The sequence below is a fragment of the SAR202 cluster bacterium genome (assembly GCA_016872355.1).
Classification (GTDB): Bacteria; Chloroflexota; Dehalococcoidia; order Lucifugimonadales; family VGZY01; genus VGZY01.
This window is the reverse complement of sequence record VGZY01000020.1, coordinates 1-13,095: the sequence shown is the minus strand read 5'-3', so window position 1 is coordinate 13,095 and position 13,095 is coordinate 1. Positions and strand designations below refer to the sequence as shown.

Below are 13,095 nucleotides of genomic sequence, written 5' to 3'. Positions count from 1 at the left end.
GGATGTAAACTCCCCGAAAGTCCGTTTTGGAGTTCGCCGATGCCGCCAAGACTCGACCAGAAGGCGCCCCGGGCCTCTCCGGTATTCCGCCTGAAAGTCGCCGCCGGTCTCCTCACCGGCCTGCATGGCCATGATTTCGCGGCCGCCCGCAGCTACCTGGAAATCAAGTGGCCGGGCCAACCGAGACCCCTGCAGATCCTGCGTTTCATGGGTTGGGGATTCCGCCAGACCTTCATTGAGATCCCCGACGCCCTCACCACTGTAACCTCCGCAAAGGCCGTCTCGACCACCTCCATCTGGCTCGCCGCCACCAACCCTCTCGCCAACCACCCGTGGGCGAAAGACCCGGAGGCAACGCTGCCCCAACAAGTGGACGTCGTCGTCATCGGCGCGGGTTTCACCGGCGCCGCGTGCGCGTACCACTGGTCGAAGCGCAAGGGCGGCACTATGGCCGTCCTTGAAATGAACGAGGCATCCTCCGGCTCCAGCGGCCGCAACGAGGGCACCATAGTCATGGGGCGCTTCTACGCTTACGCCCGGCACACCGTCCTCAAGCACCTTGACAAGTTCAGGGCGGACCTCACCCCGGAGCAGAGCGGCAGGCTCGCCTCGCAGTTCGCTGCGGCGTACGTCAAGGCCGCATACAAGAACGCGGACATGATTCAGCAAACGATCAAGGACGAAGGGTTCGACGTCGACTACGCCCGCAATGGCTGGGTGCAGGGCCGCAGCGTGCAGGCGCAGGAAGCCCTTGACGAGTCGGTCCGCCTCGGCCGCGAGGCCGGCTTCGACGACTGGGTCAAAATTCCGCCCAAGCAGGTGCTGGAGCTCACCGGCATGAGCCTGGACCACTCGGCTGGCTTCTCGCAGCGCGCCGGCTCGTGGCACCCGGCAAAGTGGGTGTGGTCGCTCCTTGGCAGGGCGCTGGAAGACGAGCGCATTTCCTTCTTCAGCAACACCAGAGTCACCGACGTGCTAACGGAGGGCGATCTGTACGAGGTCCGCACCACCCGCGGCTCAATCCGCGCAAAGTACATAATCAACGCGACCGAGTCCTACACCGCTCTTCTACACCCGCAGTTCATCGGGAGGCTCCACCCCACGCAAACGCAGGGGGGATACGTGGAGGGCGGCCCGGACAGCATGAAGCGCGACATAAGCATACAGTCCACGGAGGGTTGGTTCGGCAAGCACCACGACGGCGTCATCTTCGGCTCGGACGCCACACGCATCAGCTACCGCGGCGCCGGCCGCATCAAGCCTTCGCACTTCATAACAAAGTACATGATCGCCGAGGTGCAACGCCGCTTCGGCCGTAGTCGCATGAACCTGACCCGTGAATGGAGCTGCACAGCCGGCTTCACTGACGACGAATTCCCGATCGTCGGCGTCATGGACGGCCGCCGCCAGTACATCATTGCCGGCATGTGCGGCTCCGGCTCCGGCGTCCACTTCAACGCCGCCCGCCACGTCGTGGACCAGGTCCTCGGCATCCCCGGCCCTGACGACTACCCCCGCGAGTACTTCTCGCCCACGCGCGTCCTGGACCCGCGCGGCCACAAGTGGCCGGAGATCGTTTAACGGAAGTCCCGGCGCGATCAATGTCGGTGCACAGCATGCTGTGCAGCTACATTGGCAGACCACGTTGCACCCGCCGCCCATCTCTCGGCTGCAAAATTGCGGCAAAAGCAAAGGCCCCCGATGTTACCCGGGGGCCTTTTGTAATCAACTATTGGTTGCGGGGGCAGGACTCGAACCTGCGACCTTTGGGTTATGAGCCCAACGAGCTGCCGCTGCTCCACCCCGCGACGTTGGATTCGGGCCTGGCCCGCTGATGCAGACCATTGCCCCACCTCCGCGACGTGCGGAAAACCGAACCTTGCGCAATGTCAAACTTGTCAGTAAACCCACCTTAATGTGGGTCAAGTCCTCGGCCTATTAGTACCGCTTAGCTGAAGCGATTGCTCGCCTTACACTTGCGGCCTATCAACCACCTAGTCTAGATGGGGCCTTATTCCATACGGATGGGAGATCTAATCTTGGAGTTGGCTTCGTGCTTAGATGCTTTCAGCGCTTATCACAGCCAGACATAGCTACCCAGCGCTGCCCCTGGCGGAACAACTGGTACACTAGAGGTCTGTCCTTCTCGGTCCTCTCGTACTAGAGAAAGCTCTCCTCAAATCTCCTGCGCCCACAACGGATAGAGACCGAACTGTCTCACGACGTTCTGAACCCAGCTCGCGTGCCGCTTTCACCGGCGAACAGACGGACCCTTGGGACCTTCTTCGGCCCCAGGATGCGACGAGCCGACATCGAGGTGCCAAACCTTGCCGTCGATGTGAACTCTTGGGCAAGATCAGCCTGTTATCCCCAGAGTAGCTTTTATCCGATAAGCCACGGCCCTTCCACTCGGAACCGTAGGATCACTTTGCCCGACTTTCGTCTCTGCTCGACTTGTTGGTCTCGCAGTCAAGCTCCCTTATGCCAATGCACTCTGCAGGTGATTTCCATCCACCTTGAGGGAACCTTTGGACGCCTCCGTTACTCTTTTGGAGGCGACCGCCCCAGTCAAACTGCCCACCAGGCAGGGTCCCCCGATTTCTTCGGGGTTAGGGCCGAAATCACAGAAGAGCGGTATTTCAACGGCGACTCCACCACGGCTGGCGCCGCGGCTTCAAAGTCTCCCGCCTATGCTACACATCTGACATCCCAGTCCACTGCCAGGATACAGTAAAGCTTCATGGGGTCTTTTTGTCCTGTTGCGGGTATAGGGCATCTTCACCCCTCTTGCAGTTTCACCGAGTCCACCTTCGAGACAACGCTCCAGTCGTGACACCATTCGTGCGGGTCGGAACTTACCCGACAAGGGATTTCGCTACCTTAGGACCGTTATAGTTACGGCCGCCGTTCACCGGGGCTTCGATTCAAAGCTTTGGCCCGAAGACCGAACCTCTCCTCTTAACCTTCCGGCACTGGGCAGGTGTCAGCCCCTATACATCGCCTTTCGGCTTGGCAGAGACCTGTGTTTTTGATAAACAGTCGCTAGAGCCCGTTTACTGTGGCCCGGATGCGGCTTGCACCGCCCGGGCACCCCTTCTCCCGAAGTTACGGGGCTAAGTTGTCTAATTCCTTAAAGATGGTTCTCTCGTTCACCTTGGGACATTTATCCCAGTCTACCTGTGTCGGTTTGCGGTACGGTCGTCGCTGCATCTCACAACGAGGATTTTCTTGGAGGCCTAGATTCAGCGAGATTCTTCAGGGCCGAAGCCCTTTGGTTTTCACCCCGCTCAGCTCGTAACGCCAGTGCGGATTTGCCTACACCGGCATGGCCTACAGGGGCAAACGCACCATGTCCAATGGGTGCGCCTCGCCTATCTTTCCCCGTCCCCCCTTTGTTAATAACGATACAACGGCGGTGCACGAATTTTGACGTGCTGTCCATCGCCTTTGCTTGCGCGCTACGGCTTAGGACCGACTTACCCTACGTCGATCAACGTTGCGTAGGAATCCTTAGACTTACGGTGTCCTGGATTCTCACCAGGATTGTCGCTACTCGTTCCGGCATTCTCACTTCTCAGCACTCCACTGTGGCTTACGCCTTCAGCTTCAATGCGCTGACAACGCTCCCCTACCGCTCCGATAAATCGGAGCCCGCGGCTTCGGTGGCATGCTTTAGCCCCGGAATATTTTCGGCGCAGGACCCCTCGACTAGTGAGCTGTTACGCACTCTTTAAAGGGTGGCTGCTTCTAAGCCAACCTCCTAGCTGTTTTAGGAATCCCACTTCCTTTCACACTTAGCATGCACTTAGGGACCTTAGCCTGCGATCTGGGCTGTTTCCCTTTTGACAACGAGGCTTATCCCCCGCTGTCTCACTCCCGTTCACCATCTCAAGGCATTCGCAGTTTGGTTGGGTTTGGCAAGCTTACGCCCCCTAGCCCATCCAGCGCTCTACCTCCCTGAGACTTGAGACGAGGCTGTACCTCAATACATTTCGGGGAGAACCAGCTATAACGGAGTTCGATTGGCATTTCGCCGCTACCCACAGCTCATCCCAACTTTTTGCACTAAATACGGGTTCGGCCCTCCACCCAGAGACTATCTGGGCTTCAGCCTGGCCATGGGTAGATCACCCCGATTCGGGTCTAATCCGTACAACTCGTTGCCCTATTCGGACTCGCTTTCGCTTCGGCTCCGGGACTTCTATCCCTTAACCTTGCTGTACAGATTAACTCGCCGGATCATTCTTCAATAGGCACGCGGTCAGGATAGCAAGCTACCCCTCCCACTGCTTGTAAGTTTGCGGTTTCAGATCTATTTCACTCCCCTCCCGGGGTGCTTTTCACCTTTCCCTCACGGTACTGGTACACTATCGGTGTCCAAGAGTATTTAGCCTTGGAGTGTGGTCACCCCAGCTTCCCACAGGATTTCCCGTGTCCCGTGGTACTCAACGGCACGCCAGAAGCCACTTCAGTTTCGTCTACAGGACTATCACCCTCTATGGTCGGCCCTTCCAGGCACGTTCGTCTACAGAAGTGGTTTTTGACTTCTTTCTCCATCCAGGAGGTGGAGAGGCGCGCGTTACAACACCTTCACGACATAGGGCTCCTGCCCGTTAAGTCGCAAAGGTTTGGGCTCCTCCGCTTTCGTTCGCCACTACTAGCGGAATCTCATCGATTTATTTTCCTCGGGGTAATAAGATGTTTCAGTTCCCCCGCTTACCGTCCTTTCGGACATACGGATATTACTCCGTATAGGTTTCCCCATTCGGGCATCCCCGGCTGTGCTTGCTAGACAGCGGACCGAGGCTTTTCGTAGTCTTGCCACGCCCTTCTTCGGCTCTTGGACCCAAGGCATCCACCGCAAACCCTTAGTAACTTGACCCACATTAGGGTCTGTTTACTGCAAGTTTTTGCTACATTGCGCAGGATTCGGTTGTTAAGGTGCTTGCGACGACTCGCTGCCCGCCTGCTGGCGGACCTCAAGCCTACCGCTTTTTATGCTTCCAGACCGCTCCAGACTATCGCCTTTTCGCGGGCCAGAAGACTATTCTACCACCGCATTTTAATCGAGTCAAGCGCCTGTTTAGAACTTTGTTTAGGGTTCCTACCAGGTTTTCGCTCGTCCCGAGGCGGCTTTCGCCGCAGAGGTTTTTATATCTTAGCACGCCTTTTGGAGCTTTGGAAGTACCCGGCAGAATTTCGCTCCCGAGCCTCCGCCGATGCCCTGCACCGCCACTCCGAAAAACGCGCGCAGGTTAATATACAGCACACCCACGCCCTGGCCAAGAGCTCCCGAGAAGGTCTTAGCGCGCGATCCCCAGCTTCTTAAGGAGCTCAAATGGAGACCGGTCCAGCAGTTCGGTAGCATCCGCCTCGGTCAGACCGGCGCTCCGCGCAACCTTCATCGCGTAAGCACGTGTCATCAAATCGCCGGACTCGTGCGCATCGGAGTCCAGAACAAGCCGCGCCCCCGCTGCCCGCGCCGTCGCCACAACGTGGCCGTTAGCCAATCCGTGCCCTTTCCGGCCAGAGACCTCCAGAAATATGCCATTCCCCGCAGCGATGGCCGCCTCCTCCGGCGTGATCAGCCCAGGATGCGCGAGGACATCGACATGCTTTGACCTGACAGCGGCCGAATTGGTGCCCGGCTCCACCGGCTCCATTATCGTCTCGCCGTGCACGTTGACCACCCTGGCCCCCATCGCCCTTGCCTCCCTCGCCAGCCCGTCGATTTCATCCTTCGGCGTATGGGTGATCTCCACCCCCGGCAGCGCCAGGATATCCCATCGCCGATTGGCTACTTCACAGTCCTTGATAAGAACTTTGAGGATGTACTCAAGGTTCCCGTGCCCAACGTGGTCGGTTATCGCCATCGTCCGGTATCCCACGGCAATCGCGCGTCGGATAAGCTCGATCGGCGAAAGGACGCCGTCGCTCAAGAAGGTATGGGTATGGAAGTCGTGCACGGGTGTCTCCTGCAGCCAGTGTTCGGATATCGCCGAAATGGTAGCAGATATGGGAGCCGCCCGCCCATCCCGCGCAAAATCCAAAGCCAGGCAGGCATTAAAAACGGGTCGGCGCCTGACAGCGTTCAAGGCCCGAACGTTTTATCAGGCATAGAGGGGGAATACGGTCTCTATGACCAGTGGAGGAGGCGGTCCATCATGACTCTACAAGCTTTTGGTCGAAAGTTGGGGTTGAGGGTCTTCCTTCTGGGGGTCCCCATATCGCTGCTTCTCGCGGGATGTGTGGTGACGGACGAGCAGGCTATCGTGGGCACGCTGAATGAGATCGACTGCGCGAACGGCGACCTCACGGTGGTCACGGACGAGGGCAAGACCTTCCATATGACCATCGACACGCCTGACTGTCAGCAGGAGAACCTGGCCACCGGCCAGCGCGTCGAGGTAGATGTAGAGGGCGACGATAACGACAACGCCGACACGGTAAAGGTCGTCAACAACATCAAGGTCGTTCAGTCTACGACCGTCAACAACCAGACGACCGTGACAGGCAAGATCGTTAACGTCCAGAACGACCAGGTCCGCGTCCTGAAGAGCGACGGCGAAGAGGTCGTCATCAAGGTCGACGACGATAAGACGAAGGTGAAGAAGAACAACCGCGACACTAACGTCGAGGACCTTCGCGACGAAGTCAACGTGAACGTCGTAATCAAGATAGACCAGACGACGAACGTCGCCCAGACAATCGAAGTTAACGTCGACGATGACGGCGGCAAGACCACCCCGACGACCGGCACGACGCCAACACCGGCGCGCACGCCGAACGCCACCTCTCCGGCCGCTTCGCCGACGGCGGCGCCTACCGTAACGCCGACCAGCGCGCCCATGACGGCGCCAACCGGCACGCCTGCTGCCACGCCGCAGGCAGCGCCCGTAGGGGGGCCCTCAGGCTCCTAGGCCGTAGCAATAACTGAATAGGCCCTAAACAGAAGGGGCGGGACCTCAACGGATCCCGCCCCTTCTTATGTGCTAAGTACTTGCCGACTACCAACTGCTGACTGCCGACTACTTCCCCTTCGTCAGCACTTCCCTCATCCGCTTCGCAGGCTCACGCGTGGAGGCCATGAAAAACTCCGGGCCGCCGTCCGGGTAGTGTATTTGCAGGGAAACAAACGTCGGCCCTTGCTGCTTCAGGATCTTGGGGAGCTCGCTTACCCAGTCCTCCAGGTTGTCGAACTGGTAGCTGTTCTTATAGCCCGCGCCCTCTGCCATCACCTTGAAGTTGTACACGTCCGCGCCCGGCACTGGCTGCCCGCCCGTCGTGTGGTAAGCGCGGTCGTCGAATACGATGTGAACGAGGTTTTTCGGCTTCATGCCGGCGATCGTGACCAGCGAGCCCAGGTTCATGAGCAACGAGCCATCGCCGTCGATGCATATTACCTGCTTGCCCGGTTGCGCCATCGCCAGTCCGAGCGCCACCGACGATGCCTTGCCCATCCCGCCGAAGATCGGCAGGTCCATGTCTTTGTTCGTTGACAGCTTCGTCCAGTACCTGTTCGGCGTCATCGTCGGAACGACGATCTGGTCCTTGCGCAGCGCTATGAGCGCCTTGACGGCATCGAGGCAGGGTATCATCTACGTCTCCGTGGCGTAATGTTCCTCTCCAATTAGAGAGGCCGTCCGAAATCAAACCTTACGAATTGTAGACGCAGAACCCCGAGCTTTCAAGTACGGGACGCCTTCGCAGGCCTGGCCTCTACTCTCCCGCACCGCTCCGATAGACCATCCCCGGCGGCATCTCGGTGGTCAGCCCGAGCGCGAGCAGCGTGCGCTCGGCGATGAAGTCCACAACATCTGCGATCGACTGCTGTTTTATGTAGAACGCGGGCGCCGGCGGCAGTATTGTCACCCCAAGGCGCGCCAGCGTTGCCATATTCTCGAGGTGAATGGCGTGGAGTGGCGTCTCTCTGGGCACGAGAACCAGCGGGCGCCGCTCCTTCAGGCAAACATCCGCCGCCCTGCGCAGCAGGTTATCGGCCATGCCGTGCGCGATCGCCGCCACTGTCGCCATGCTGCAAGGCACTATCGCCATCCCCCGCGTGGGGAACGTCCCGCTGGCGACGGGTGCCATGAGGTCACTGATGGCGTATTGGGTGAAAAGCCCCGTCGCCGTCCACCGCTCCACCGCCTCGCCGAAAGACTCCTCCATCTCCTCGCGCCACACCATCCGCCCGGCCGAAGACGCCGTCACGATCACCGGCACGTCCAGCTTCAGCACGCGGTCTATAGTCGCCCGGGCCAGCGCAGCGCCGCTCGCGCCGGATATCCCTATTACCACCGGCAATGACTTGGCCAATCGGTCTCCTCTATTGGAACGCCAGCACGGAGATGAGAGTCCCCAAGAACATGGTCAGCGAGACGTAAGCATTTATCCGGAAGAACGCAACGCCCACACGGGACATGTCAACCGGAGAAACCAGGCTGTGTTTGTACACCATGAACGCCGCCGCGACCACGCAGCTCACAAAGTACGGAAATGCAAGCCCCATCCACACACCAAGGGCCACGAGGCAAGCGAGAGCGACAACATCCAGCACGCGAGCGGTCCTGAAGGCCGCGCGAACGCCGAACTGCTGCGACACTGAATGCAGGCCGTTCTTCGTGTAGTAGTCGAAGTCTTGCGCGTGATAAAGGATGTCGAAACTCGCCGCCCAGCACGCGACCGCGCACGAGAGCAGCACCGGCTGCCATGCCAGCGACCCCGTCACGCCGATCCACGCTGCAGATGGCGCGATAGCCAGCGCCCATCCGAGGAAGAAGCTGGCAGCCCACGTAAACCGCTTCGTGAACGGATAAAGGATGAGGAACCCCGCCGCGACCGGCGCAAGGGCCAGCGCCAGCGTGTTGAGCCGCCATGCCGCCAGCAAGAAGACTACAGCGGCCACCGCGCACAGCGCCGCCATATCCGCCGTCTTCAGAGTACCTTGTGGCAGGTGCCGCTTCGCGGTCCGGGGGTTCCCGGCGTCGATACGCCTGTCGATCAGCCTGTTCGCCGCCATGCCGAGTGTGCGCGCCCCCACCATCGCGACAGTGATCCAAAGGAACGGGTCCCAGCCGGGCAGGCCGCGGCCGGCGAGCACCATGCCGGAGTACGCGAACGGCAGAGCAAAGACCGTTTCCTGGAACTTGATAGCGTCCAGGAATCTGAGGAGCCGGCGCAATACCGGTGTGGATGCGGCGTCGGACGTCATATCCCGTACTGCTTCCACCTTGAGTCCACGAGCCTCTTGATCTCATCGGTCATGACGATGTCCGCCGGCCACTCGCGCGCCCTGCCCTCGCCTTTGCCCTTTGCCGTGGCGTCTATGCCGATCTTGCTTGCGAACCGCGGCGTCGATGTCGCGTGATCGAGGTCATCGGCCGGGCCGTCCACGAACAGGATATCGCGCGAGGGGTCGATGTTCGCCCCCACTCTCCACGCGACCTCGGAGACGTTCTGCACATCCACGTGCGCGTCCACCACGATGATCGCCTTTGTGAGCATGAGCAGGCCGATGCCCCAGAGCGCGTACATGACTTTACGGGCGTGGCCCGGATACTCCTTGCGTATGGACACGATGAGGAAGTTGTGGAATATGCCCTCGGCCGGCATGTTGTAGTCCACAACCTCCGGCAGCGCCATCTGCAGGGCGGGGAGCATCACCCGCTCGCTGGCCTTGCCCATGAAAAAGTCCTCTGTTGGGGGCCTCCCTACCATTGTAGTCGGATAGATGGGCCGCTTGCGGTGAGTTATCGCCTCTATGTGAAAGACAGGGTACTCATCCGGCAGCGAGTAGTAGCCCGTGTGGTCCCCGAACGGCCCTTCGATGCGAGACTCCCCCGGCACGACGTAGCCTTCAAGAACGATCTCGGCGTGGGCGGGCGCCTCGAGATCGATCGTCTTGCACCTTACCATCTCAACCGGCTCCTCGCGGATTATCCCGGCCACCATGATCTCGTCCACGTCCGGCGGCAGCGGCATCGAGCCCGTCCAGATCGTCGCCGGGTCCCCGCCCAGCGCGACCGCGACGGGCATCTTCTCCAGCGCCTGCTCCTCCGCGCGGCGGTACTGCCGCGCCCCCACCTTGTGGGACTGCCAGTGCATCCCAGCCGTCTTGCCGTCGTACACTTGCATCCGGTACGTGCCCACATTGCGACGCCCGCTCACCGGATCGCGGCTGATCACCAGCGGCAGGGTGATGAAGCGCCCCGCGTCGTCCGGCCAGCACTTGAGGATGGGGAATCTGTTCACGTCCACCTCGTCGCCGGTTAGCACAACCTCCTGGCAGGGCGCCCTGTCCACAAGCTTCGGCTGCGCCCTCGCGAGTCCCGCCAGCTCACCAAGCGCCTTGAGCTTCCCCATAAGTCCGGGGGGAGGCGGGCTTTGGACCATGCCGAGCAGCTTTCGCACGCGGTCTGTCAGCTCATCGATGTGGTCCACGCCAAGCGCCCAGGCGACGCGCTGATGCGTTCCGAACAGGTTGATTGCCAGGGGGGTGTCGAAACCATCGACGTTCTCAAATAGCAGCGCGGGCCCACCGGACTTCACGAGCCGGTCAGTTATCTCCGTAATCTCCAGATCACGGCTCACCCGCGTCTTTATGCGGCGCAGGTCTCCCTTTTTTTCCAGGAGCGCGATAAATTCCCTGAGGTCTCTGTACTTCATGACGTGGGATTGCCTGCCGTTCTATTACTGTTGCCCAAGGCTCTTGCGGATCTCGGTGGAGGAAACGTCACTGCGAAATTCACTCTCCGGCAATTGCTGAAAGAGATCCCTGAATTCGGCCGGGATGCTTATGCCGTCGAGCGTCACGAAGACCCCCTTCCGCACTCTCCCCGCAACGATGAACCGGCACCGTCGCTCTCTGATAACCCGCAGCGCAGCGAGCATCCCTCCCGGACTGCCGCCGTAGTACTCCGGGTCTACCAGCCGCTCGGCGGTGTCGGCCCCAATGACGAAGACGCTTCCGGGCATGAGCCTGGCCTTCTCTGCGAAGGTGGGCGCTCGAGTCACAACCACAGTATGCCTGCCGCTAAACTGCTTGAGTCGTCGATCCAGCGTCTGCCGGCCCAGAGGCGGCTTGTCCACGTTGGTGACGGAGATTTCAAATGCAGACTCAGCGTGGCACTCGCCGGATGCTGCGCGTGCGAGTCCTTCATGGCCCTCGTGCACGGGATTGAAGGAGCCCGGCAAAACGCAGGTGCCTGCCCCCAGATGGTCCGTGAGTCCTCCGTCGGCATTCACAACCACCATATCCGTCCAGCCTGCGAGCAGAGCTCCCAGCCGGTCGCCTTCGGCCACACGAGATTCGGTCACACTCTCGGGCGGCGCGAGGACGATCTCCACGCCGTTCCCTGCGATCACCGAAGAAGAAATGCCCGACAGGACCAGCCGGCTCACAAGGTCGTCCTCTTCCTCGCGACTGCGACGACCCTTCTCGAACACCAGGTCCCACGCCGTCATCGTGGCCCCGTCGGCCACTGCGACATGGCAGCGGTGCTCGCCCCTTTTGGGCCGGTCTGTGGCCAGCGCCGCCGTGCACCCAACGCCAAGAACCGCGGCCTGCGGGCCTGCGAGCAACCTCGCCCGAGCAAGGGACGCCCGTGCCATCGCAACGGCAGTAGCCTGCGATGCTGCCTGCGCCGGATCAAATCCCAGGAATTCCCTCAACGCCTCTCCCGAGTATGGGACCCTGCATTCGAGAACGGTGCGGGACGCGCCGGGGACGGTCAGCAGCCACGAGATGGCCTGGACACCGCCGCCGGTGACAGCGACGACCATTTTCACGGGCGACTCGTGGATCTTCTCAATAGCTGACCGGAAGACATGGTCCAAAAGGCTATCCCTTGCAAGTTGTTGCGGCACAAGTCCAGATAACTATAAGACCATGCACCGGCAACCGCAACGGGCCATGGCTTCCCTGCCCACAGGCGAGAAGTGACGCTGATCGGTCACCGTCGGAAAAACATCAGGGGCCCCGTGCGTTACGGGGCCCCTGACACTACTCGTTTCTCAAGACCTGCACTATACCGGCGCGCCCGGCTTGGGCCTGATCAGGAAGTACCAGGCTGCCGCGCCCAGGCCGATAAGGACTGCGAGGCCCAGCACGATTACAATCGGGCTTATGCCGCCGCCCTCCTCAACCGGAGGCGTAATTGTCGGCGTAGGCACTACCGCCGGCGGCGTGGTAGCCGTCGGTGCTACCACAACAGCCGTTGCTGTGGGAGGCACGGCCGTCGCAGTCGGAGGCACCGCAGTCGGCGGGACCGCCGTGGCTGTCGGGGCCACCGGCGTAACGCCCGGCGCGGGTGTTGCCGTCGGCGTCGGCGGCACGAGGGTCGCTGTAGCCGTCGGCGGCGCCGGCGTCCTCGTGGGCGTCGCTGTCGGAGGCACAGCGGTCGCAGTGGGCGGCACCGGCGTAGCTGTTGCCTGCTGAGCCGAAACCACCAGGTTGGCGTCCGCAAGCAGCCTGTCCACGCGAACTTCGTAGGTGCCGATGCTCGGCGCGATGTTGAACGTAACAGTGACCGTGCCATTAGCAGGGACGGTTACGCGCTGGGTCTGATCGACCTGCGAGTTCAGCCACAACGTGCCAAAGTAGTCCGCCGCCTGGTTGGTCAGGTTTGTAACCTGGAACCTTGCAACCGACGTCTGGCCCTGCTGAAGGGTGTAGGTAGAAAGCTTAAGGTTATCAACGTCAAAGCGGTTCTCCTGGACTTCGCTGCTGCCGGTGATGGCCCACAGCGAGAATCCCGGGATCGCTACCGTGTAAAACACGCGGGTCTCATCCTCGCGCTGCCTCTTGGCCGGAGCGGGTTCCCAAGTCCCCTTTGCCGTATCGAACCGGCTGAACTCCACGGACCACTCATGCAGATCGTTGGCTTGCAGCCAGGCCTTCTCCACAAACATGGTCACATGGGCTGCCACCATCTGGGTTTCAGTGAACCCTTCAGGCGACAGAGTCATGTAGTGCGATACAACCTTCCTGCTGGGTAGCGCCGGAACGTTCTGGGGAAGCTGCAGAACATCCGCGACAATTACCTTCGCTTTCGGAATAGGCTGCGAGTAGCGCGCAAGTATCTGGTCGATTGG

9 protein-coding genes, 1 tRNA gene and 1 rRNA gene are annotated in these 13,095 nt (G+C 60.6%); 2 read left to right on the top strand and 9 right to left on the bottom strand.

The features are described 5' to 3' along the window. Positions 1-39 precede the first annotated feature (39 nt). Positions 40-1,581, top strand: a complete 1,542-nt coding sequence (locus tag FJ319_06235; protein MBM3933887.1) for an FAD-binding oxidoreductase — start codon at positions 40-42, stop codon at positions 1,579-1,581. A 152-nt stretch (positions 1,582-1,733) separates the two neighbouring features. Here the strand turns inward: FJ319_06235 and FJ319_06230 are convergent. From FJ319_06230 to FJ319_06220, 3 genes are all read right to left on the bottom strand, one after another. Next, positions 1,734-1,808: transfer RNA gene (locus FJ319_06230), tRNA-Met, on the bottom strand. Positions 1,809-1,916: 108 nt separating this feature from the next. Further along, positions 1,917-4,882 (bottom strand): 23S ribosomal RNA (locus FJ319_06225). 421 nt (positions 4,883-5,303) lie between these two features. Beyond that, on the bottom strand, positions 5,304-5,966 hold the full coding sequence (locus FJ319_06220) for a histidinol phosphate phosphatase domain-containing protein (GenBank protein ID MBM3933886.1): 663 nt from the start codon (positions 5,964-5,966) through the stop codon (positions 5,304-5,306). A gap of 198 nt (positions 5,967-6,164) precedes the next feature. Between FJ319_06220 and FJ319_06215 the strand changes: the two genes are divergently transcribed. Further along, entirely contained in the window at positions 6,165-6,920 is a 756-nt protein-coding gene (locus FJ319_06215; protein ID MBM3933885.1) for a hypothetical protein, read from the top strand. 108 nt (positions 6,921-7,028) lie between these two features. Here FJ319_06215 and FJ319_06210 read toward each other — a convergent pair whose 3' ends face one another. From FJ319_06210 to FJ319_06185, 6 genes are all read right to left on the bottom strand, one after another. Further along, positions 7,029-7,598 (bottom strand): thiamine pyrophosphate-binding protein, encoded by a 570-nt coding sequence (locus tag FJ319_06210; GenBank protein ID MBM3933884.1) that lies wholly within the window; start codon positions 7,596-7,598, stop codon positions 7,029-7,031. Positions 7,599-7,719: 121 nt separating this feature from the next. After that, on the bottom strand, positions 7,720-8,307 hold the full coding sequence (locus tag FJ319_06205) for a UbiX family flavin prenyltransferase (GenBank protein MBM3933883.1): 588 nt from the start codon (positions 8,305-8,307) through the stop codon (positions 7,720-7,722). 22 nt (positions 8,308-8,329) lie between these two features. Continuing rightward, on the bottom strand, positions 8,330-9,214 hold the full coding sequence (locus FJ319_06200) for a 4-hydroxybenzoate octaprenyltransferase (GenBank protein MBM3933882.1): 885 nt from the start codon (positions 9,212-9,214) through the stop codon (positions 8,330-8,332). Next, positions 9,211-10,668 (bottom strand): menaquinone biosynthesis decarboxylase, encoded by a 1,458-nt coding sequence (locus FJ319_06195; GenBank protein ID MBM3933881.1) that lies wholly within the window; start codon positions 10,666-10,668, stop codon positions 9,211-9,213. Before FJ319_06195 ends, FJ319_06200 begins: the two co-directional genes overlap by 4 nt. A gap of 24 nt (positions 10,669-10,692) precedes the next feature. Further along, positions 10,693-11,790 (bottom strand): hypothetical protein, encoded by a 1,098-nt coding sequence (locus FJ319_06190; GenBank protein MBM3933880.1) that lies wholly within the window; start codon positions 11,788-11,790, stop codon positions 10,693-10,695. Between the two features lie 237 nt (positions 11,791-12,027). Further along, on the bottom strand, positions 12,028-13,095 hold a 1,068-nt coding region (locus tag FJ319_06185), incomplete at its 5' end, for a PGF-pre-PGF domain-containing protein (GenBank protein MBM3933879.1).